At 42.0% G+C, this 23,019-nt stretch carries 22 protein-coding genes; 14 read left to right on the top strand and 8 right to left on the bottom strand.

From position 1 onward, the window contains the following. The first annotated feature begins 94 nt into the window (after window positions 1–94). Complete coding sequence (locus NMG48_RS05965; protein WP_271254401.1) at window positions 95–1,963, top strand: DUF1565 domain-containing protein; 1,869 nt, start codon at window positions 95–97, stop codon at window positions 1,961–1,963. 63 nt (window positions 1,964–2,026) lie between these two features. Beyond that, window positions 2,027–2,794 (top strand): amino acid ABC transporter ATP-binding protein, encoded by a 768-nt coding sequence (locus NMG48_RS05960; RefSeq protein ID WP_271254400.1) that lies wholly within the window; start codon window positions 2,027–2,029, stop codon window positions 2,792–2,794. A gap of 129 nt (window positions 2,795–2,923) precedes the next feature. Here NMG48_RS05960 and NMG48_RS05955 read toward each other — a convergent pair whose 3' ends face one another. Beyond that, the gene (locus tag NMG48_RS05955; RefSeq protein WP_271254399.1) at window positions 2,924–3,649 is read right to left on the bottom strand and encodes an IS66 family transposase; all 726 of its coding nucleotides are present in this window, start codon (window positions 3,647–3,649) and stop codon (window positions 2,924–2,926) included. Window positions 3,650–3,671: 22 nt separating this feature from the next. Here NMG48_RS05955 and NMG48_RS05950 point away from each other — a divergent pair, with 22 nt between their 5' ends. Further along, on the top strand, window positions 3,672–4,883 hold the full coding sequence (locus NMG48_RS05950) for an IS256 family transposase (RefSeq protein ID WP_271254398.1): 1,212 nt from the start codon (window positions 3,672–3,674) through the stop codon (window positions 4,881–4,883). Between the two features lie 83 nt (window positions 4,884–4,966). Here the strand turns inward: NMG48_RS05950 and NMG48_RS05945 are convergent, their stop codons facing one another. The 4 genes from NMG48_RS05945 to NMG48_RS05930 form a co-directional block, all read right to left on the bottom strand. Further along, window positions 4,967–5,728, bottom strand: a complete 762-nt coding sequence (locus tag NMG48_RS05945; RefSeq protein WP_271254397.1) for a lysozyme — start codon at window positions 5,726–5,728, stop codon at window positions 4,967–4,969. Between the two features lie 103 nt (window positions 5,729–5,831). Then, the gene (locus tag NMG48_RS05940) at window positions 5,832–6,173 is read right to left on the bottom strand and encodes a hypothetical protein (protein WP_271254396.1); all 342 of its coding nucleotides are present in this window, start codon (window positions 6,171–6,173) and stop codon (window positions 5,832–5,834) included. 91 nt (window positions 6,174–6,264) lie between these two features. Beyond that, complete coding sequence (locus tag NMG48_RS05935) at window positions 6,265–6,669, bottom strand: hypothetical protein (RefSeq protein WP_271254395.1); 405 nt, start codon at window positions 6,667–6,669, stop codon at window positions 6,265–6,267. A 551-nt stretch (window positions 6,670–7,220) separates the two neighbouring features. Next, window positions 7,221–7,778 (bottom strand): hypothetical protein, encoded by a 558-nt coding sequence (locus tag NMG48_RS05930; protein ID WP_271254394.1) that lies wholly within the window; start codon window positions 7,776–7,778, stop codon window positions 7,221–7,223. A 155-nt stretch (window positions 7,779–7,933) separates the two neighbouring features. On the opposite strand from NMG48_RS05930, the gene NMG48_RS05925 reads away from it, so the two are divergent. Together NMG48_RS05925 and NMG48_RS05920 are read left to right on the top strand one after the other, a co-directional pair. Next, window positions 7,934–11,488, top strand: a complete 3,555-nt coding sequence (locus tag NMG48_RS05925; protein ID WP_271254393.1) for an NB-ARC domain-containing protein — start codon at window positions 7,934–7,936, stop codon at window positions 11,486–11,488. Window position 11,489: 1 nt separating this feature from the next. Further along, entirely contained in the window at window positions 11,490–13,724 is a 2,235-nt protein-coding gene (locus tag NMG48_RS05920; protein WP_271254392.1) for a carotenoid oxygenase family protein, read from the top strand. A 126-nt stretch (window positions 13,725–13,850) separates the two neighbouring features. Here the strand turns inward: NMG48_RS05920 and rsmA are convergent, their stop codons facing one another. Then, window positions 13,851–14,678 carry a 16S rRNA (adenine(1518)-N(6)/adenine(1519)-N(6))-dimethyltransferase RsmA gene (rsmA, locus tag NMG48_RS05915; RefSeq protein WP_271254391.1) on the bottom strand — a complete coding sequence of 276 codons (828 nt, stop codon included), beginning with the start codon at window positions 14,676–14,678 and terminating at the stop codon, window positions 13,851–13,853. Window positions 14,679–14,791: 113 nt separating this feature from the next. On the opposite strand from rsmA, the gene NMG48_RS05910 reads away from it, so the two are divergent. The 4 genes from NMG48_RS05910 (at window position 14,792) to NMG48_RS05895 (ending at window position 17,459) form a co-directional block, all read left to right on the top strand. After that, a complete protein-coding gene (locus tag NMG48_RS05910) occupies window positions 14,792–15,382 on the top strand; it encodes a GNAT family N-acetyltransferase (protein WP_271254390.1) in 591 nt (196 codons plus the stop codon). A gap of 206 nt (window positions 15,383–15,588) precedes the next feature. Beyond that, window positions 15,589–16,008: a ribosome silencing factor gene (gene rsfS, locus NMG48_RS05905; protein ID WP_271254389.1), complete on the top strand. Its 420-nt coding sequence runs from the start codon at window positions 15,589–15,591 to the stop codon at window positions 16,006–16,008. A gap of 98 nt (window positions 16,009–16,106) precedes the next feature. Then, a complete protein-coding gene (locus tag NMG48_RS05900; protein WP_271254388.1) occupies window positions 16,107–16,331 on the top strand; it encodes a ferredoxin-thioredoxin reductase variable chain in 225 nt (74 codons plus the stop codon). Window positions 16,332–16,391: 60 nt separating this feature from the next. After that, window positions 16,392–17,459 carry an SPFH domain-containing protein gene (locus NMG48_RS05895; protein ID WP_271254387.1) on the top strand — a complete coding sequence of 356 codons (1,068 nt, stop codon included), beginning with the start codon at window positions 16,392–16,394 and terminating at the stop codon, window positions 17,457–17,459. A 97-nt stretch (window positions 17,460–17,556) separates the two neighbouring features. On the opposite strand, the gene NMG48_RS05890 is transcribed toward NMG48_RS05895, so the two are convergent. After that, window positions 17,557–19,125 carry a site-2 protease family protein gene (locus tag NMG48_RS05890; RefSeq protein ID WP_271254386.1) on the bottom strand — a complete coding sequence of 523 codons (1,569 nt, stop codon included), beginning with the start codon at window positions 19,123–19,125 and terminating at the stop codon, window positions 17,557–17,559. 422 nt (window positions 19,126–19,547) lie between these two features. On the opposite strand from NMG48_RS05890, the gene NMG48_RS05885 reads away from it, so the two are divergent. The 4 genes from NMG48_RS05885 (at window position 19,548) to NMG48_RS05870 (ending at window position 21,726) form a co-directional block, all read left to right on the top strand. Then, window positions 19,548–20,573, top strand: coding sequence for a sulfate/molybdate ABC transporter ATP-binding protein (locus tag NMG48_RS05885; RefSeq protein ID WP_271254385.1), 1,026 nt, complete (start codon window positions 19,548–19,550; stop codon window positions 20,571–20,573). An 83-nt stretch (window positions 20,574–20,656) separates the two neighbouring features. Next, window positions 20,657–20,950 (top strand): toxin-antitoxin system TumE family protein, encoded by a 294-nt coding sequence (locus tag NMG48_RS05880; protein ID WP_271254384.1) that lies wholly within the window; start codon window positions 20,657–20,659, stop codon window positions 20,948–20,950. Continuing rightward, window positions 20,947–21,300, top strand: a complete 354-nt coding sequence (locus tag NMG48_RS05875) for an HVO_A0114 family putative DNA-binding protein (RefSeq protein ID WP_271254383.1) — start codon at window positions 20,947–20,949, stop codon at window positions 21,298–21,300. Before NMG48_RS05880 ends, NMG48_RS05875 begins: the two co-directional genes overlap by 4 nt. Window positions 21,301–21,387: 87 nt before the next feature. Continuing rightward, complete coding sequence (locus tag NMG48_RS05870; RefSeq protein ID WP_271254382.1) at window positions 21,388–21,726, top strand: hypothetical protein; 339 nt, start codon at window positions 21,388–21,390, stop codon at window positions 21,724–21,726. Window positions 21,727–21,762: 36 nt separating this feature from the next. Here the strand turns inward: NMG48_RS05870 and NMG48_RS05865 are convergent, their stop codons facing one another. Next, window positions 21,763–22,578 carry a tetratricopeptide repeat protein gene (locus tag NMG48_RS05865; RefSeq protein WP_271254381.1) on the bottom strand — a complete coding sequence of 272 codons (816 nt, stop codon included), beginning with the start codon at window positions 22,576–22,578 and terminating at the stop codon, window positions 21,763–21,765. A gap of 119 nt (window positions 22,579–22,697) precedes the next feature. On the opposite strand from NMG48_RS05865, the gene NMG48_RS05860 reads away from it, so the two are divergent. Beyond that, window positions 22,698–22,958, top strand: coding sequence for a type II toxin-antitoxin system HicA family toxin (locus NMG48_RS05860; protein WP_271254380.1), 261 nt, complete (start codon window positions 22,698–22,700; stop codon window positions 22,956–22,958). Window positions 22,959–23,019: the final 61 nt, after the last annotated feature.

Raw genomic sequence — 23,019 nt, 5'->3', positions numbered from 1 at the left:
ATGTTTTGCAAACGGTTAATTTTTCGTGTATTTTGATTGGCACGATCACACTTTGTTTCTGTGATTTTATCTGTTGGTTAAGAGGATCTCCTGTATGCGGTGCAAGCCTAGTTTCTTCAGTGCGATCGCCACAAGTATGATGATTTTGGCGATCTCTCCGCCGATCTCGGCAAGTCCATTGCCACTATTTGTGCAGGATCAGAATTGGAAACTTAGCCAACAGGATAGCAACTTACCGCAGACAGCAACATTAATCTACGTTGCCCCACGTCCTAATGCCAATGGGGATGGCTCACCGAATAATCCCTATCCATCGATCGCTGCCGCCCTTGCCACTAAGCCTGTAGCAGGGACAGTGATCCAGCTACAGCAGGGAACCTACAGTGCTGAGACAGGAGAATCCTTTCCGATTAAACTACCCGCAGGTGTGACCCTCCGAGGCGAGCCAACGGTTAGAGGGGTGAATACCTTTATTAATGGCGGCGGCAAATTTATTAGTAATTCCTTTGCCAGCCAAAATATTGCAATTCTGGCGAATGATGATGTCAGTATTGAAGGACTTACCCTCACCAATCCCAATACTAGAGGTACTGCGGTTTGGGTTGAGACGGGAAAGAGGGTGGTAATCAGCAATAATACCTTTACCAATAGCGATCGCGAAGGTGTCTTTCTGACGGGTACTGCCAATGCCAACATTAGTGACAATGTCTTTAGAAAAAACGGGGCAAATGGACTTTCGGCAGTTGGTAGTAGTACGGGCGATATTCGGAATAATATTTTTGAGAGTACGGGCTTTGGACTAGCGATCGGGCAGAAGTCGAGTGTGAATGTCAGCAATAACAATATTCTCAATAATGTTGATGGAATTGTTATTTCTAATCTTTCGGCTCCTACTTTGCGAAATAATCTGATTTCCGACAATCAGCGCAATGGCATTGTCATTCTCAAAGATCGCAAAGGCTATCCCACTCCTGACTTAGGAACTTCATCCAATTTAGGTAAAAATACTTTCCGTAATAATCTTGGCAAAGATCTCAACAATAATTCGGGAGTAACCCAAGTTGCCGTCGGCAATGAACTCGATCCTAAAAAAATTGCAGGTGAGATTGCTTTTAGTGGGGAATCCCCAACGGCTCCTGCACCTCAGATTGCGAGTAGTTCTGTTCCAATAGTTACACCATCGCGATCGCTAGTCCCTAGCACTACCTCAACTACTATATCTAATCCTAGTAATAATCCCAACACCGTTGATAATGTAGAAATCACGCGATCGCCCCAACCAAGTTTTAATCGCCCTACCACGCCCCCAACCGTATTACCACCATCTAGCAATAGCGTACTAATCGAACCTTTGCCAGATGTGCCACAGCAAAGTGTAGAGACTCAACCTAGTACATCCTCCAATGCGCCAACTCCTCAGACATCAGCTCTAGCTGCTACGCCAAAGCCATCTACTACAACATCCACGCCAACATCAACAAGTGTTTCTCAAAATCCCACTGATATTTTGATTGATCGCGATCCCATTCCTGTAGTGCCACCCCAGCCAGTGACGCTACCTCAGTCCAAATTTATTCCCAGCACTCCACCACAAGTATCTCCTACCAATCCGACTCCAACCCCTGTCTACATTCCACCAAATCCAACTACACCAACCACCGTCAACAGTACTTCTACCTACATTCCACCAAATCCTATTCCTTATAATTCTAAAGTTGCGGCACTAGTTCCCCCACCAGCGATCGATACTGCTCCCTATCTCGTAGTGATTCCATCCTCAGATAGTGAAGTTCTTAGTCGAGTGCGAAGTGTTGTCCCATCTGCAAAAGTTATTCCTTCCCGTTTCGGAAATATCATCATGGTGCAAGGATATCCCGATCGCGATCGCGCTGAAGTCTTAAAAACAATTATGCGATCGGAAATAGGTCTCGATGCCCGTGTAGTTCATCAAAATAACCTATAAAAGAGAATAGTTTGCCTTGTAAACTATTCTCTTTCTTGTAATTAGCAAAGGTAATCAACCATCATGCAAGAAACACTAGATCAAAATCCAGCCATGTCTGAGCCGATGATTGTCGCGCAAAATGTTCATAAATGGTATGGCAACTTTCATGTTCTCAAAGGTGTAAGTCTGACTGTAAATCGTGGTGAAGTTGTTGTCATCATGGGACCTTCTGGTTCAGGCAAATCCACTTTCGCTAGAACTTTTAATGCCTTGGAAGAATATCAACAGGGTAAGATCTTCATTGATGGATTTGAGTTGTCGCCAGAGAATCATCGCAATATCGATGCCATCCGCCGTGAAGTGGGGATGGTATTTCAGCAATTTAATCTCTTCCCTCATCTCACGGTTTTCCAGAATATTACCCTCGCACCATCATGGGTTCGTAAATGGTCAAAGACCAAAGCGTCTGAAGTTGCCACCCAGTTATTAGAGAGAGTTGGTATTGCTCAGCAAGCCCATAAGTATCCCTTACAGCTATCGGGTGGACAGCAACAACGGGTGGCGATCGCCAGAGCCTTGGCAATGCAACCCAAAATCATGCTCTTCGATGAACCGACATCTGCCCTCGATCCTGAAATGGTGCGCGAAGTTTTAGATGTGATGCGATCGCTAGCAGATTCGGGAATGACGATGGTGGTAGTGACGCACGAGGTCGGCTTTGCCCGTGAAGTCGCGGATCGCATTGTATTTATGGATGGTGGTGTAATCGTCGAGGAGGCAACCCCTGAAGAGTTTTTCCAAAATCCTAAAGAAGAACGCACAAAGAAATTCTTGTCACAGATTTTATAGCATTTATCTAACACGAGTTTCGGACGGATTACGAATTCATTAAAGAATAGATTTACTTAAAGAAAAAACAGCAAAACCAATCATAAATGATACTTCTGCTGTTTTAGTTTCTAGATTTTAAGTAATTGCTCAACCTAAAGCAAGCAATGATTTGAGAGGATTCAAAGCGATAAGAATCGACTCAAAAGCAGAGAAGCCTTGTCTTTTTCCAGTATTGACAATCGAGCGAACAGCCGCAAATAAGTCACGTCCCCAATCAGAGCGAAACCCATTCGTAACTTTTCTAAAAATGAGACTCCAACGCAAAGCCTGTTCGCTAGAGTTATTAGTCGGTGGGATCGTGGGGTCATCCAAAAACAGAAATAAGTTTTCTCGTAACTCCAGATAACGTTTCTGTAATCTCAGTCCATCTTCTTGAGTGGGTAACAGAGAGAGAATACTGTCGAGATCTCGAAACAATCGACATCGGTATTGGTAACGGGTAGAGTCAGCTAAATCCGACCATCGCCTTCGCAGCACCAAAGCTCGTAGCAGCAGTTTTTTCATCCTGCCAGAGAAAATATGGTCTCCTGCATCAATTCCATACTGACAATCTCTGAGTTGATGGGCAAGACAAACTTGCCATGCTGTCGCTGGATTGGTCTTTTGGGCGCTAAACAAATCTGATACCCATACCTCTGGTTGATGCTCTGCCATTACTTCGGTGATGACATCTCCACCTCTAGAAGGTCGGATGATATGAAAACATACTTGCTCATTCTGGAATACCCATTCCCATTGATTTTTGCCATTAATCGAGAGTGTAAAGTGAAGTGTGTAAAGTCTGGGATATATACAGAGAGATGATCTAGACACACAATTACCAACACTAAAACTGATGAATATACGCAAAGAATTGCTCGACGAATTGCTGCAAGAATGTAAAACACCACCTGACCTATTCGGAGAAGGAGGCATTCTGAAACAACTGACAACCGCGTTGGTGGAGAGAGCATTGGAAGCAGAACTATCAACCCATCTGGGATACGGTAAGCACGAACCTAGACCAGAAGGACAAACCAACAGTCGCAACGGTTATAGCCAGAAAAAAGTGCAAGGTGACTTTGGCGTAGCCGAAATCGCAGTCCCCCGAGATCGGCAAGGGGAGTTTGAACCGCAGATGGTGAAGAAAGGACAAAGTCGCTTGTCAAGACTAGATGAAAAGATCATTGCTCTCTACGCACGAGGTATGAGTGTCAGGGATATTCAAGCCCAGTTGCAAGAAATGTATGGTGTTGAAGTATCACCAACACTTATTTCCAATGTTACAGATGCAGTAATTGACGAGGTGAAGCAATGGCAAAACCGTCCCCTTGAAGCAGTCTATCCAATCGTCTTTCTGGACTGTCTAGTCATCAAAGTCCGAGACAATGGCAGAGTGATTAACAAATCCTTGTACTTTGCCTTGGGCGTGAATATGGACGGGTACAAGGAATTACTGGGTATGTGGATTTCTCCGAATGAAGGTGCGAAATTCTGGTTGTCAGTACTCACCGAAATTCACAACCGTGGGGTCAAAGATATTTTGATTGCCTGTGTCGATGGCTTGACTGGTTTCCCTAATGCGATTGAGACGGTATTTCCTAAAACTCAGGTGCAGTTATGCATTGTCCACATGGTCAGAAACTCGGTCGCTTTTGTACCTTGGCAACAACGCAAGCAAGTTTGTGCTGACCTCAAGGCTATTTATAGCGCGGCGACGGAATCGGAGGCTGAGTTTAATCTCGAACTCTTTGCTGAAAAGTGGGACAAGCAATATCCATCAATCTCCAAGTCTTGGCGCAGTCATTGGGCAAACATTATCCCCTTCTTTGCTTTCCCGACCGAGATTCGCAGGGCGATTTATACCACCAATGCGATTGAGTCGATGAACAGTAGTTTGCGGAAGGTGATTAAATCCCAACAGATTTTTCCCTCTGATGATGCTGCTTTCAAGCTCGTTTATTTAGCAATGCGGAATATCTCGAAGAAGTGGACGATGCCGATTCGTGATTGGAAACCTGCTCTTAATCGCTTTGCCATCCTCTTCGAGGATCGTCTCCACGTCTAGCTTCTAGACTTTACACATTTTACTTGACAATCTCGGTTCTCAAACTTAATTCTAAACTCAATCATTTTGCTCTCAAATCCAAGTTATATATCAAGGCTTTGCAGCAATCTTACTTGGAATGGCACTCCCTGAAACCTTTTTAGACTTCTGCGTAATATGAGTTTAGTGACTGAGGTGAATTTGTTGGGCTGACTTGCCATTGCGAGAAAACCTAGTCCTGCTAGGGCGCAATTGAGAGTATAGCAGTCATCTCCAATATCCCCTTCACGCAAAGTCCGCGAGATGGGGAAAGGCAATGGTGCGGGTTGATAAGGAGATTCTTCTGCCTCAAGACTTTCTATTGGCGCAACTCCTGCGATAGTAGCAGGAAATCCATCTTGCCGAAATAGGGCTTCTTCATCGTTGCGACGATTGATCAATCCTTGAAAAGGTCTTCCATTGGCATTGATCCAGCGATCGAATTCTTGAGCGGCTCCTTCATAATCTCCTCGATTTAGTTTGCGAAGTAGCGTGGATGTTTTAAATCCACCTTCTTCTGTACCAACATTGTAAGCAAAGGAAACAATGGCATCAAACATACATTGCTTGAGGGTAACTTTGCAAAGCTGATCAATACGCTTTGCTTTTTCTTCCACTTCAGCTTGCAGCCAGCGTAGGGCAGTTGATTCTGTAATCACATCGCCTTCGCGGACAGGTCTACTTTCATCCAAGTTAGCGATCGAACCATAGCCAATTGTCCAAATACCAATAGGATCGCGGTAAGCTTCAATCAATCCATCGGCGCGTAAGCGATGTAGTCCTTCCCACTTCTTGATCAATGCTAGACATTCTATACTTGGGTTCATGATAGATTCTCCTAATTTGTATTGTTTAATCTTGTCGGTCGTGAAATAAAGCTCGTCTCAAAAGGAGGAGAACGAACTTTATAGTTCCAGTATTTATTTAGTGCTAACATTTTGTGTAAAAACCTGCTTTGATAGGAACGTGACAATCAATCTCAGAATCAGCTTTTGTCCTTTCAATAAGGAGTGGAGACGACATGATTGTCTCAAATGCATATGGAAATGTGAAACCTCTAGCAGCAAATAATTTGGCAGGATTAGGGGTTGTTCTTGTTTCAACATTGAGAGAGATTTTTGCATTGCCAATTCTAGTAATTGCAAGTTTTAATGCCTGATCCAAAGATTGAGATTTAGTTGAAGGTTGTATGCTGATTAAACCTGTAATGGGAAAAATGGCAAAAACAACAAATGGAAAAAGTGCAAATTTTTTCTGTGCAAAGCTGTACATGGATTGCGTCCTTGTAATGTTCAAATTATTAAGATTAGAATTTGTCCTAGATATAGACACGCCGCAGAAAATGCGGCATGTCTTCATATTTCTACAGAATCAAACCTGTACAAGAAGTGGGGTATTTCCCAGCGACAAGAGTAGTTGCATCAGCATTGTTTGCGGAAATCTGTCGTCCAATACCACCACCTGGTCCACGTTCACGATAGCGTCCAGCAATCAAATCATTAGTCTCGGCTCTATCAGTTTTAGAAACTCCTCCGACTTGAAGAATCGTCTGTAGAGAACTTGACTTAAAATCAGGACAGTGAATCATGGGGCATAGTTTTGGCGGAACAGGATTGCCATTGCAAGTACAACTGATAGGTTTAGCGGGTTTGCGCGGATTTGTCTCCCAATCTGGAATAGGTTTGTAAGCGTAGGCAGAGCCTGTAGATGTGATGATTGAGAGAAGTAGTGTTGTTGCAAACGAGCTTTTGAGTAGAGCGAAATTCATGGATGACTCCTTATAGTGTTTTTGTTTTGATATGGAACGTTTTTTGCCTCTATCCATGCCATCAATATCTCAAATCCATCCAAAATAAGCGATGGGGATAAGTTCAGTAGTTAATGAAGTCAAAAGGTAAGTTAAGTTCAGGTAACCTATGAAAATCAGCAACATTCATACATAGACAAAAGGAAAGAAATAGTTTTGAAAAAACTTGCTAAGCAAAGAATAGAAAACTTGAAATTTTTTTCTAGTGATCCAGTATTGACTATAGATTTAGTCAATACTGGATCAAGATTTTAGACGGTTGTACCATTCTATCTTTGATTTTTTGCTCTGTACTTGGAGGATTTTGTTATTGAGTATTACTTAACCTACGGGATGAAACGTGAATGGATAAACATTCTAATCGCCTTAAGTTGAAAATAGCGGTTTTTCATTTGACTGGTTACATATAAAACTGTCTCTACAGAGCTGTTGGAGATAAGTTGCTTTGACCATATTCATCTGAAAACCGCTATAGTTCATGATTTAGCTAGATAACTGTGCAGATTGACATCTCACAAGAAAGAACTAATAATTCGTCGAACCTCTCCTGCTGTTACGCACAAGCTTGGGCTGCCGATCACACTAGGCCCTCGAACACAAAGTTTAGTCCTGTCTCCAATTGACCTGTTGTCTAAAGGATTGTATCTCGTTTCAATCCATGTCTGAAGACTGTAAGGAATGCCTAGAGGGACACCCCACTGCTGCTTAGGTTTGTGCTTGTGATGAATTAGTACTTTTACGTACAAATCTCTACCCTCAATGCGCAGAGCTTCAATCTTGGCAGATCCTTGGTTGCCCTGCGCCAGTTTCTTGAGATAACCTTCAAGTTCTCCAATAATCCGATTTCTTACCGACGGCAACTTAGAGACCCAGTTTGGGGCAACACTGACGCGGATTGGCTGAGGGTTTAGGCTCAAATTAGCAGATCCAATATCAAGTGATGGTTGAGATGATGTCATCAGGTTAGTAGCCAAATCACTTTGTGTATTTGTCGCTAAAGATGGTGAGGCAACAAGCAAAGAACTAGATGCAATAATTACAGAAAAACTGCGTTGAAATAGAAGTCTCATTGGAATCTCTTTAATTGAACTTGGTTGACAAATGCTAGTTTCCTATAGCTAACTCAATAGGTCGATGGAGATAAGTTCAGTAGTTAGTAAGGTAAAAAGGTAAGTAAAGTTCAGGTATACTTACCAAATTAATCCCTAATCAGTCCCTAGGCTTTATGGACAAAGATGTTGATTTGATTACCAATATTGCTGATGTAGCCCTTTTTGCAAAAGTGGGCAAAGGGCTGAATGATATGGAGAAACGAGTACTTGAAGGTGCAATAGTAGGACAAACCTATGAAGAAATTGCAGATAGCGCTCGACCTAAAAAATATATTTCCCCAGATTATTTAAAAAAAGATATTGGTCCAAAGCTTTGGAAATCTATATCGAATGCTTTAGGTGAACCAGTTAGCAAAACTAATTTTAAAGCTGCACTAGAAAGATTTTATCGACTACACCCTGAACTTTTTGCAAGCGATGATAATAAGAAAGTTTCCGATCGCAACACTTGGTTTGGTTTACCTGATCGCGATAATTTTTACGGTAGAGCAGAGGAAATCGCGACCTTAGAGCAGTGGGTTGTCACAGAGCAATGTCGATTGGTGGCGATAGTGGGTATGGGTGGTATGGGGAAGAGTTTGATCGCTCTTCAAACTACACATCAAATAGGTCAAGGGTTTGATTATGTGATTTGGCGATCGCTACGTGATGCTCCTCCCCTTTCAGAAATACTGACCGAAATTGTAAGTATTCTCTCTAATCAAGTTGAAGCAAGATTACCCGATATACCAGAGCAGCAAGTTGCCAAACTTTTAGAGTATGTACGCCAATCGAAATGCTTATTGATCTTAGATAATTTTGAATCAGTTTTTCAGAGTGGAACTCGTGCTGGTCAATATCGAGATGGCTACGAAATCTATGGACACTTGCTCTCAAGATTTAGTGAGGTGGATCATCATAGTTGCTTAGTCATAACTAGTCGAGAGGCTCCTAAAGAGATTACTGGTATCGTTGAAAGGACGCGGGTGCGATCGCTTCCTCTAAGTGGACTAAGCCAATCTGAAGGTTTGCCAATCTTGACGAATAGCCAATGTTTTAGCAGTAGTGATGCAGAGTGGCAGGAGATTTTTCACTATTGTAGTGGTAGTCCGTTTGCCCTAAAAATATTAGCTTCGGAGACTCAAGAACTGTTTGATGGAGATATTTCTAGCTTTTTAGCTTTAGCCCCAAAAAGTGGATTCCAGATTGAAAGAATTCAAGACCTATTAGAAAAACAGTTTTCCCGATTGTCTGTGCCCGAACAATGTGTGATCTACTGGTTAGCGATCGAGCGCGAACCAGTTGCGATCGCGCAATTAGAATCCAACATTGTTTCTGAATTTATCAAAAAGCAATTGCTTACAGCAGTGCAATCCTTAAAAAGAAGAAGCCTGATTGAGGGAAACAGTGGGCTTTGGTCATTGCAACCAGTAATGATGGAATTCATCACTGATAAGTTTGTGCAGAAGGTAGTGTGCGAGTTAATTAGCTTACAACCAGATTTTCTGGAACATTATGCACTTCTCAAAGCCCAAAGCAAAGACTATATCCGTCAAGCCCAAGTACGCTCTATTCTTGAAGCGATTAGCGATCGACTGCTACTCGAATTAGGCGATAAATTTGCCATAGAAACCCAAATTCAGTCCTTACTTGCCAAACAACGTAAAGCAGCTCCTACGCAATCAGGTTACTTAGCAGGAAATTTAATCAACTTGCTTTGTCATCTAAACTTCAATTTGGATGGTTATGACTTTTCATATCTCCACATTCGACAAGCATATTTGCAATCCGTAAATCTTCCAAACACTAATTTTACCTCAGCAAATTTTGAAGAAGTTGTCTTCACACAAGCATTTGGCATGGTTCTATCAGTGGTTTATCATCCTGAAGGTTCTATCTTGGCTACAGGAAATGTAAACTGTGAAATTTATCTTTGGCGGATCACCGATGGACAACAAATTGGTAAACTATGTGGACATATAAATTGGGTGCGCGGGTTGGTATTTAGTCCTGATGGAAGCTTACTGGCAAGCGGCTCAGATGATGGAACAGTAAGGATTTGGGATTGGCAGAATGGTACTTGCCTCTATGTACTTGGAGATAATTTGCGTTCCATGTGTTTTAGTCCAAATGGACAGTTTCTAGTTACTACCAGCGAACGAGAGATCCAAATTCGGAGACTAGAAGATGGTTGCCAGTTATATACATTACAAGGACATGAACATTGGGTAATGGGTGCTTGTTTTCATCCTGATGGAAAGCTTTTGGCTAGTGGGAGTAGTGATTGTACAATTCGGATCTGGGACTTGGAGAGGAGAGAATGCTTACACGTTCTGAGAGGACATGAAAGTTGGGTCATTCCTGCAACATTTAGCCCTGATGGAAGTTTAGTGTTAAGTAGCAGTTTTGACCGCACCATCCGTTTGTGGCATTCACAAGATGGTGAATGTCTTACCACACTAAATGGACATGAAGGTTGGATATGGATCGCAATTTTTAGCCCCGATGGCAAATTGGTTGCTAGTTGTAGCGAGGATCGCACAATCAAGATATGGGATTATGCCAACGAAAAGTGTATTCGTACAATTGCGGAACATCAACATCGTATTTGGTCGATCTCGATTAGTCCTGATAGCCAGACAGTGGCTAGTGCTAGTGAAGATCAAACAGTAAAGTTATGGGACATCAATAGCGGAAAATGTGTCCGAACAATTTTAGGCTATGCCAATCCTATTTTTGCCGCCATGTTCTCACCTGACGGAACCACAATTGCTACTGGACACATTGATGGGTATGTGCGGATTTGGAATACTCAGACTTCTAAGTGCCTCCATAAACTCTTTCACGAACAGCGCGGCGTTACGACTACTACTTTCCATCCTAAACAAGCTCTACTAGCTAGTGGAGGACAGGATGGCACAATTCGGATTTGGCAACTTGACACATTACAATGTATACATCTCTTGAAAGGACATAGCGATCGCGTAAATGCCTTGGTATATAGTAACGATGCACAGATAATCGCTAGTAGCAGCTTTGATCATACTATTAAAATCTGGAATGCCGAAACTGGTGGACTAGTGCATACTTTTCAAGATCACACAGATAGAATCGGCGCGATCGCATTTCATCCACAACAATCATTGCTTATCAGTGCTAGTGAAGATAAAACAGCAAAGATCTGGGACATTAAACTTGGTAAGTGCATACAAACATTAACAGGACATACTAATCGACTTACTTCTGTTGCTATTCATCCTCATAGTTGCAATATTGCTACTGGTGGATTAGATAACTTAATAATTATTTGGGATGAACCAGGTAAGCAAATTCATCAGTTATCTGGGCACACGGGATGGGTTCTTTCTTTAGCATTTAGCCCTGATGGAAAATGGTTGGCTAGTTGTGGATGCGATCGCACGATCAAGCTATGGAATACAGAATCTTGGCGTTGTTACAAAACTCTACATGGACACGAGAATTGGGTTTTACAAGTTAGTTTTAGTCCAAATAGCCAATTTCTCGTAAGTGCTAGCGAAGATGAAACAGTTAAAGTATGGAATATTGCTCAAGAAACCTGTAATCTTACATTACGAGTTCCCAGACCTTATGAAGGCATGAAGCTGACAGGATCCACTGGAATAACTTCCGCCCAAAAAACTATGCTGAGCAGTTTAGGAGCTTTGTGATATGACAAACATTCCCCACGTACCAAACTCTGCTACAAAAACTAGTCGAGTTGAGCAAGAAATACAATTAGATTGTTGTCAGCACAATCCAGACGATCTGTACAAGCCTATCAAATACAATTCTCCTTATCAGAATGAGAAATTCCCAGAAGGATTTGAGGGGCTACATGGTTATGCTTTCTTTGTAGGCGCACTGTTTCAAAGCGCAAAGAAGCCAAAGGAATACGGCACACAGCTTTATACTGGCGATGGCATGGTTTATCGATTGGGTTTTGAGAAGGGGCAATCCACACTTAAAACGCGCATTATGAAAACTCCTTGCTACTATGCCGATCTGGCGATTCAGCATTATTGCTCTGGAGGCGATCAATTACCAAAAAGTTGGTTTGCTAAAAAGCATCCTTTGTTTAGCTATTGGGAATCTTTTCGAAATGGCGGACAAGTGCGATCCAGTTTGACTCTGGGCGCTCGCAATCAACTAAATACAGCTTTTTTGCATCTAGGAGATCGCCTCTGGGTCACGATTGACGGAGGTCGTCCCCATGAAATCGATCCTGATTCTCTAGAATTAATAGAACCAATGGGTTTAATTAAAGATTGGTTAGGTATTTTTCCTATTAATTCAAGTAAAACTATCTTTGATGCACATATCAACTCAGCGCATCCAGCAGTAGATCTGTCAAAATTAGATAGTAAATCAAAAGACCAAGAAATATATACAACTAACTATTCAACAGGATATAACGGTTGGGGTAGCAAAACTGTTAATCTTTTGTTTGACAAATTGTCGAAGTGTATTGCCACAAAAGAGCTAGAAAAAGAACAACTATTTGGGAGATATACTGATCTCCTTCGGTATTGCCCAAATCAAAAAACACTTGAACGTTGGCGACTATATCTACCCGATGGAAACCCTGTCATCGTCCAGCAGTCGTTACACCAGCTTGCGATCACAGAAAATCACATCATCGTGGCAGATATCTCATTTCAGATGGAGTTTTCTCAGGTTTTTGCCCCTTTTCTCTTTGGTTTTCTCAAACTTCCAATATTTAATAAGAACTATTTTAAATGGTTAGGCTCATTGATTCAATCAGTTTTCTTACAGCCAATCCCACCCGCGCTCTTTAACAATCTTTATATTATCAAACGGGATCAGTTGCAAGAAAATGGTGGGACAATAAAAGATCCAAAGCGTCTAGAAGTTCAACAAGTAAAAATCCCTCTAGAAATCTCTCACTTTGCGGCGGACTATAGTGATTCCGAAGATAAAATTACATTACACATTGGGCATAGCATTGGTTGGGATGTAACCGAATGGATCACTCGTTATGATTCCAATATCCCATCAAAACCACACTTGCGAAATCAACCAAATGAACTTGAAGGAATGATGGTTGGAACTCTTGATTTAGGATGTTTTGGTCGCTATGTAATTAACACTCAGACAAGCAAAATTGAAGAATCTCAGCATGTCCTTGACTGGAATTCCACATGGGCACCGACAGTATATACTCACTACGATCTTTGTCGAGATGATCTAGGGAAATCATCAGAAACTATCGTCAAAAATATCTACTGGATGTCTTGGGGCTTTTCATGGGAATTAATTCCTGAAAGAATTTATAAGGAATTCAAAGACAGAAAGCGCAGAGTTGTTTGTTTTGAGGATCTACCAAAAGACAATAAACCTGCCACACTTCTAAGACTTGATACGCAAGCAATGAAGATTGAAGATCAATATGCTTTTCCAGCAGGATACTTTGCTTGTTCACCACAATTTATTCCAAGTTCACTACCCTGCCCATCTGAACGAGATCCTTCGGTTCATGGATTTATTGCTTGTATTGTGATTGCTGACGACGATCCAGAAAATCCCCAACACGCTAAAGATGAATTTTGGGTTTTTGATGCTAATGACTTTAAGAAAGCACCTCTCCGTCTATGCTCTAAAGATCCTCAGCCTTTAAATTTAGCTCTAGCTCTACATACAACATGGCTACATGGTATATATCCTAAACCTGAAGATAAAGAACGCATACACCAAATTTCACTGGCAGAAAGAAGGTCTGCTAGAGAAAAATTTGTTAAACAAGACTATGAAAATATCCTTGACAGTATCAAGGGAAACAGAAAAGAAATTCTGAGAGAATTGTTTGACACGATTATCTATCCTAATTTCATTGAGCAAACTCTTGAAACAACTTTTGAAACAGACCTTTATAAAGAACAAAACTAAAATAACGTTAATCAATAAAAACGTTAATTAATAAATTGTTTAGTTGGCATAGTTATTTTGATTAAATTTTAACTCTTCATACTCAATAGCTATATCTCTCTCAAAACATTTTATACCCTGATTTAATCATGATGATTTTACCTTGATCACTTCTTCGCTCAGGGCGACCCATTGAGCAACATCGAGATCTTCGGCGCGTACTTGTGCATTGATTCCCATTGATTCTAGGATTAGAACTAGGCGATCGCGATCTATTTCGGAGATGAGATTGTTGCGTAACATTTTCCGTTTAGTTGCAAACCCAAGAGTGATTAGCCGATCTAAGAATTTAGGATCGCTGGCGGGAGTGATCGGTGGACGGGGAATGATGCGAACAACGGCGGAATTAACTTTTGGGGGTGGATAGAAGGCGGCAGCAGGGACATCACAAATAAATTGACAATCCGCAAGGTATTGAATCTTTACACTGAGAGCATTATAGGCTTTGTGACCAGCTTTTGCCGCAAGGCGATCGCCAATTTCTTTCTGGACTAATAGAACGATTTGCTCAAACTGTTGTATAGGTTCTGCTAGGGTTCCCAATAGCTTTTTGAGGATTTCGCCTGTGATGTTGTAGGGAATATTGGCAATGACTTTATTAGTTCCAGTGGGAAGTGGAATATCGAGAATACTACCTTCGATTAATTGGAAGTTAGGTTGATTCATGGTTTTGCGAAGCTTCTCGCAAAGATCGCGATCAATTTCTACGGCGGTGAGGGATTCCACAAAGGGCAGTAATAAACGGGTGAGATTGCCAGTTCCTGGTCCAATTTCTAAAATGCGATCGCTTTGCTGCAATTGTCCCGCTCGCAAAATTTTGTTCAGGACTGCATCACTTCGCAACCAATGTTGCCCAAATTGTTTGCGTGGACGGATTTTGCTGGAGCTATAGACGGGTTTATCGAGATTGGTCATTGCGATCGCTGGTTAAAATATTGCGAGAAATTGCTTCTTAAAATGATTTACTTACGTTATTATCCCTAAAATACGTTCGCTAAATTATTATTGCTAAGCTGTTAGCGCTAGATGTGCAAAGACAATCTTCTTCGTTTATCATCCGCCACGCTAGTTCTAGAGATGTTGGGCATGTGTCAGACATCTTGACTGAGAGCTTTTATCGTAGTCATGATCGCAAAGTTAACTGGTTGCTGCGCTGCTTTACAGATTTGGCATATCCACTTTTGCGCTACGGGATTATGCTCGATCTCAACAGCCGCTTTAGTGAACAAACCCCTTGCTATGCCTGCCTCGTAGCTACCCATACTACCAACAAGTCTCAAGCGATCGCCTCACTAGAAATTTGTATGCGCTATGTGCCGACCAAGCCCCACCATCAATTTTGGCTAGGTCATACTATGCAGCAATACCCTTATATTTTTAACTTAGCAGTACATCCTCAATGGCGACGACGTGGTGTGGCAAAGCAACTATTGCTAGCCGCCGAGAAAACGGTAAAGCAATGGGGATTTTCACGTTTATATATGCACGTACTAGAAGATAATCAGCCTGCGCGTAGCCTCTATGATGACATCGGCTATCGGCTCCATGACCAAGAAAATTCCTTAAATCATTGGCTACTAGGTCATCCCCGCAGATTTTTATTGCAAAAAAATTTTTAAAAAACGTTAGTTTAGCGCAAGTGCAAAGCCATGCTTTTGCACTTGCGCCATGCAAAGCACGGCACAAATAGCTTGTTAAAAAATGGAGCCCTTGCTTGGTGATGCCTGCATTTGAAAAAGAACACCAGAATTTGAGATCAAGTTACAATATTGATGTATTGAAATAATTTACGCCAGTTCATCAATCAGGAGTACATCTGCCCACTATGACCATCGCAACCGATATCCCTACATCCCCAGATCTAAATCTTAGTCAAAGAGAGCAAGAACCAAGCTATCAAATAGCACAGGCAGCCGTACTCGCTGCTGACGATCGCAAGGGAGAGAATATCGTTTTGCTGGCGATCGGTGAAGTTTCCAGTCTGGCGGAGTATTTTGTAATTGCATCGGGATTTTCTAAGGCGCAGGTAAGGGCGATCGCTGGTGCTACCGAAGAGGCGATCAAAGAAAAATTTGGACGTAAACCTAGAAATATTGCTGGTGAGCAAGATGGCTCATGGATTTTGCTGGACTACGGCGATGTGATTGTCCATGCAATGATGGCTCAAGAACGTGAATATTATGACCTAGAGGCATTCTGGGGACATGCACCAAAACTAGAAGTTGTTTTACCTGTGGCTGAATAGTCAATAAAGATGCAGCGCTTTGTGCCACATCTTTATTAATTCAACCTAGACAAGCGATAATTGGTAAATATCGTTTACATTTAGATACATCAAAATTTATGAAGATTGGCGATCGCATTCGTGTCAAGACACCATTAAGTGTCTTCCACCATCCTGAACATAAGGGTAAAGCCTTTGATATTTCAGGATTAGAAGGAGAAATTGTGCGTATACATACAGAGTGGCATGGTCGCCCGATCAGCCCCAATTATCCCTACGAGATTAGGTTTGCACCTAGATTTGTGACTCATTTAGGTGATCATGAAATAGAATTAGCCAACTAAATTTAGTGCTGAAAAGGGTCTGCTCAATGTGCAGACCTTTTTACGACAAGAGGTTCACCAATGGAAGCAACAATTTTCAGCATTGTTTTTGCTCTTTTAAGTGGCACTTATATTTATCGCTCCTTTCAGATTATTGAAGAAGGACAAATTGCGCTAGTTGAGAGATTTGGTAAGTATCAAAAAACGATGGAACCGGGGATTAATATCGTTTTACCATTTCTTGATCGTGTTGCTTTAATTCAAAGCTCCCGCGAACAGGTTTTAGAAATGTCTCCCCAACCCTGTACAACGTCTGATAGTGTCAGCGTCAGTGTAAGTGGGGTGATGTATTGGCAAGTTACGGATCTCAAACAGGCAAAATATAATATTGAGAATGTTGATAAATCCTTGAGTGTGTCCCTAGCCACTCAGATTCAAACGCAGATTGGGCGCTGTGATCTCGATAATATTATTGGTGGACAAGAACGTATTAACGAAGAAATTTTGCAGGGCATCTCTAGTGATACTAAAGACTGGGGAATTAGGGTATTGCGTGTGAGATTAGGCGAAATCACAATTCCCACATCGGTGCTGCTGTCGATGGAAAAACAAAAAGCAGCAGAAATTGAGAAAAAAGCCATGATTTCTCTGTCTGAGGGGGAAAAAACTTCAGAAATCAAAAAGGCGGAAGCCGTTGCCCTGTCTAATAAGGTGCTTGCCGAATCAGAGCGCCAAGTACGTTTAGAACAGACTGAGGCAATGGCTTTATCTATTGAACGCATTGCTGAAGCGATCGCCAATCATCCCCACGGACAGGATGCAGTGCAGTATTTATTAGCGCAAAAATATTTAGAAATGGGACAGGCGATCGGGCAGAGTCCTAGTAGCAAAGTGTTGTTTATGGATCCGCAGTCGCTCCCAGGGGCAATTCAATCTTTGTTAGCGATGACTGATAACAAAATTACTGAAGTGATCGCTAAGAAACCCTTTGGTGAAAGTAGTAATATTCCCCCAGCGTTACGCAACTTGCCTGAAGTAAAACCTTTCCGAACGCCAACAAGTAAAGAGAAGGCAGAGCCAACAAATCCACCAAATCAGCCCGAAGTGCTTAAAGATAATGATAATGATTTAGATTTGGATAATTTGTAAGGGGCATATAATAAAAAACAAGTGGCGGCGCGAAGCGCCGCCACTTATCCCATTAGGGTCTTTAAGTTTTATTTTGCCGTAGGCAAAATAAAACAACTTAAGGAATTAGTCCGCTACCACCACCTATACCTAAACGTTCCGCCACGCCAGAGGTAAGCGGTAATAAAGTAACTACCATCCAAAATAGGGCAACAACACCCAAAGCCTCGCGATCGCCATCTAGTTCTGACAGTTCATTCAGCATTGGACGTTCGAGATCGCGTAAAAGGATCAGGATAATCCCACCCCAATAGAGAGCTAATGGATTGATCACCGTTGCAATTACTAAGAAAATCAGTGTTAATACGGTCGTCCAACTCGCAACCCGCCGCCCATACACAGACTGGACAATGCGCCCGCCATCTAACTGTCCCGCAGGCATTAAATTTAGGGCAGTAATTGCTGAGCCGAGCCATCCCAAAATTACAAGGGGGTGGATCGAAACCAAATTGTTATGCAGAGCATCACCAAGCAATAACTTGGCTAAGGTTCCTGCTAATACTGAAGCTTGGAAAATTTGGCTAGGAATATCAATACTGCCCATACCGATCGCAGATAGATATAAGCCCACAATCAATACGATCAAAGACAACAAGCCACTAGCAACTGCTGGCGCGATCGCAATGTCAAAGAGGGCGACACGATTAGGTAAGGGCGAAAAAATGCGACTGAATGCGCCAAAGGAACCTAGTTGTGAGGAAGGTAGGAGAAATGGCAAACTCATTTTGACTTTATATTTGCGTGCCATTAGACGCATTGCCAATTCTCGCAAGCCCAAAATTGCGGCAATGCCAAGAGCAAAGGGTAATCCCGCTAAATAGTCTTGAGCCGTTTGAATAGAGGGAATACCTGCTACCTGCGCTCCTAAACTCAAAGCCGTATAGCCATTAGCCACAATCAACACCGCAATCAAGACTCTTTGCGGAATCGTGTTGTTATCAATAGATAGATCCCGATTGGGCAGCACAATTACCACAGGCTTACGGTCTTGACCCTCTACCAAAAATAAATTGTATTTATCGCCAAGGCGATCACGCAAAGATGTTGATAGCCGTTCATGTACCACATCTGGCTCACCACGCAAATTACCTTTAAAAATCGCACCCTCTTGATAGGGGATTGTCTCGGTGAGGTAGTAGGTTTCAATCCCAAAAATGCCCTGCATCAGTTTCATATCTTCCGCAGGCACTGCCTTAAACAGTTTTAGCTGTGTCTTGCCCTGAGACATAGCTACAGCAATGGGGGTATTTACAGATTGATTTTGGGTGGGCGTACCAGATGAATTATCTGGCTGCAAATTGGCGTGATCGCTACTGGCTTCGAGATCCCGTTTGAGTTTCTTCTCGATCTCTGATCTTTCTGCGGTCACAATCTTACGCAATTGATTGCTAATCGCTACATAGGCGATCGTAGAACCAAGCAATAAAAATAATAGGGTTGTGAAATTAATAAAAACACCAGAGACAAATAGACCAAAATAAATTAACCAAGGCGACATCAGCGCTACGAACTGCAACCAAGAAAGTAGCCCTAGCTTGCCAAACTGACGGGAACGAACATATCCCCAACCAAGCAAGGCAATGGTAAGTATAAATACGGCAATAGGAATAAACGGAGTTGATCTCATAAACATAAATTACAGGAAATTACAGGAATTCTCGAAAGCAGTCCAAAATTCCTCACAATTTCTTGATGGTTTGGCGGTGTTTTGTGTATCCACTTTAGCGACAAACAGCAATCTACTGTCATGCCCCTTAATATTTACTTGCAAAACAGAAGAGGGGCGCAATGCGCCCCTCTTTGAAAATATTATAGCGCTCTCAAAACCCAAAAGAGCGTTGTAGGATGAAGCGCTGTAACGCTCTTTTGAGTTTTAGAGTGACTACAACTATATTTAGTTTTTGGGTTTGCGATCCACAAGAAGTACTGTAATATATGAATACACCTAATCAACGGTAAACTCACAGGATAACTGTAGATTTGTACAACCTATACTTTCTTAAAAGCTATACCGTCGGTCATTTCAAGACAATTTGAGGCAAGTGCAACGTGGGCATTGTTGTAGAAAATGTAAATAAGAAGTTTGGCGATTATGTAGCCCTCGATAATATTAATCTTGAGGTCAAAACTGGCTCACTCGTTGCGCTATTAGGACCTTCTGGCTCTGGTAAATCCACATTATTGCGAGTAATTGCAGGTTTAGAATCTCCCGATAGTGGCAAAATCTTTCTCACAGGTAAAGACGCAACCGATCAAGATGTCCGCGATCGCAACATTGGGTTCGTGTTTCAGCATTATGCGCTGTTCAAGCACATGACTATTCGTCAAAATATTGGCTTCGGGCTAGAAGTCCGCAAACTACCTAAGGCAAAAATTGCCGATCGCGTAGAGGAGCTACTTGAACTCATTCAACTCAAAGGACTTGGCAACCGCTACCCCTCACAACTATCGGGTGGACAGCGCCAAAGAGTCTCCCTTGCCCGCGCCCTTGCTGTACAACCTAGTGTATTGCTGCTCGATGAGCCGTTTGGAGCGCTAGATGCTAAAGTCCGTAAAGAATTGCGTGCATGGCTACGCCGTCTCCATGATGAAGTCCATGTCACCAGTGTATTTGTCACCCACGACCAAGAAGAAGCGATGGAAGTATCCGATCAAATCGTGGTGATGAATCAAGGCAAAATTGAGCAGATTGGCACACCTGCGGAAGTTTATGACAATCCTGCTACGCCTTTTGTGATGAGCTTTATTGGACCTGTGAATGTATTGCCAGTTAAAAGCGAACAAGTTAGCAAATTCCAGCAAACTCACGAACAGAATGGTAAAGGTGATCTTTATATTCGTCCTCGCGATATTCTGATTGAGATTGAGCCAACTAGTACTTCTATAGCAGCAAGGATCAATAGAATCATTAATCTTGGTTGGGAAGTTCAAGCTGAGCTAGTACTAGATGATGGACAGGTATTAACTGCTCACCTCACCCGTGAACGTTTTAATGAGTTAGATTTACAACCACAGCAAAATGTTTATATTGAACCCAAGGACACCAAGTCCTTCTCATTAGACTATTCCATCTAATTTATACCCAAACCAGTAAACATTTGAACAAAAATATCTGTTGTTTTTCGTTTCTTGGACATTCCGCATAATATATTGCTAATATGCAATATATTACAGCTATTCTGATTGCAAGAGCTAAAGAAGTCCGCGACGATGGTTCGATAATCGAAGTTGTGATTTGGGAAGTTCCTGAATCTATATTCCCATCTAAGCATAGATACAAGTACCGACTTTACTATGGTGCTTCTGGCATATGTCGAGTTCGTTACGATAATGAGCGTGGCAAAGGAGACCACCGCCATTACGGAGATCAAGAGAAAGACTACAATTTCTCTACACTTGAACAGCTTCTAGCCGATTTCGAGCAAGATGTGAACGAATGGAGTAACCTATGAAGGCAATTATTGAATTAAGTCGTAACGGTTCCATCTTCGGGGCTGTTAAACAGCAAATTGCTAACTCTCAGCAAGGACAATCGCCTGACTACCATCTGAGTTTCGAGTCAGCTCGCGCTTTATTTTCCGAGTTGACACCAGCCCGCCTCGATTTACTCGATACACTTAGTCGTATTGGAGCTAGTAGCATGTATGCCCTTGCGAAAACTGCCGAACGTAACTATTCAAACGTTCACACTGATGTGTCGCGTCTATGGGAACTGGGACTTATTGAACGATCTGAAGATGGTATGGTTTCTGTACCCTTTGAAGCGATTGAAATTCGTTTCCCCTTAGCACATGCTGCGTAGATTTAGGCGTACTTCCCCGTTGAGTTCTACGCTACTCAAAAAATTTGATATAGACTAGTAAGTAGATGTTACCAAGGAGCTAAACCGATGATCGGCAAGACCATTTCTGTAGTTGCGACAAGTTTAGTCTCAGCCACAATGTTTACTGCGGCTGGGGCGATCGCGCAAGTAAATACGGCAACGACATTATCTGAGCAAACCTTGCGGGAAGCCCAACAGCAAGAAAAAGGCTCCCTCAATATCGGTGGTAGTAATCTCAACTTACTTCAGTTGATAAATAACATTAATCTCGCTGGAGGTCGTTCTCCTGAAAAGTTTAGAGCTGATCAAGCTGAGTCTTTCGATGAAGCGGTTTCTAGTTTTAAAAACCAACAACGCCGTGAAGTTAAGTTTTCTATCCCCGCAAGTAATCCTGCAAGTAATTAATAAATAAAAAAGCGACGCTATGCGCCGCTTTTTTATTTATTTTAAAGTGAGAAATTTTTCGAGGGCATCAACTAGGGATGGGGGCCAGCGACGAATATTTTTGACCCAATTAATATCTCGGTAGCGTGGATCGAGATTTTCTACAGATACCCAATTACTTTCCGCTTCGCCCTGTTTCTTGTCAGCCCAGAGAGCTGCAGTGAGAGCCGCCCGCACATCGGTGTAATTAGGATATTTGCGTAGGATATTTTTCATCGCCTTGATTGCAGTATTGGTATCACCAGTTTGAACACCGACCTCATACAAAGCGATCGCATTATTACCAAAGGCAGTACTAAATCGCGAATTTACCTGCATCGCTTTTTGATAATCAGCGATCGCCTCTTGCCATTTACCTAACCCAGCCTTGGCATTACCACGATTGTTATAGGCAGCCGCATCTTGGGGATCGATGGCTAACACGCGATCATAATCGGCGATCGCCTCCTCCCATTTGCCCAAACCTTCTAAAGCTGCCCCACGATTGAGGTAAGGATCAGGAAAATTTGGTGCAAGCTCTACGGATTTGTTGTAATCTTCGAGGGCTTCCTGTGGGCGATTTTGACTCATTTTGGCATTGCCTCGATTGCTCCAACCTGCGGCATTATTGGGATAGAGCTTGATTAAGTCTGTCCAATACCATTCAGCCTTGGGAAATTCGCCCGCATCCGTGGCAGCAAAAGCTTTTTTAACGAGGTCATCCAGTTGATTAGATTCTGCTTCGGTAATATTTAGTTGCGCCTGTACTGGTGCGATCGCTGCGGAATGAAAAAATAAAAATAAAGTAAGAAAAATTGCAAATATCGAACGCATGAGTATGTAATCCCTAGACTAGAGCTGAATTAGAAATATATTGGTGTCTAAATATTTTGACAATGATATCAAAAAGTGATATCATAAAGAAGTTCTTTAGAAAAAAGAGGTTCAAACTTTTGAACACTAAAAATAAGAAAATCCTAAAAGCAATTTTTGAAGACCCTATAAGCTCAGATATTAGATTTGATGATGTAAAAAGATTAATAAAAAGTTTAGGTGGAAAAATAAAGGAAGGAAGAGGGTCAAGAGTTATGTTTGAGTTAAATGGTAAAGATGGTCACTTTCATGAGCCCCATCCCACTCCAGAAATAAAGAGATATGTAGTCAAAGATTTGCGTGATTTTTTGGAGGCGGCAGGATGTTTACCTGAAGAATAACAACTAATGAAAATTAGATAAATACATGGGGGCAGGATTATAACTGCCCCCGTTAATTCAA

The organism is Pseudanabaena sp. Chao 1811 (genome assembly GCF_027942295.1).
Lineage (GTDB): Bacteria > Cyanobacteriota > Cyanobacteriia > Pseudanabaenales > Pseudanabaenaceae > Pseudanabaena.
The sequence above is the reverse complement of the archived record's forward strand: the minus strand, read 5'-3'. Positions and strand labels throughout refer to the sequence as shown.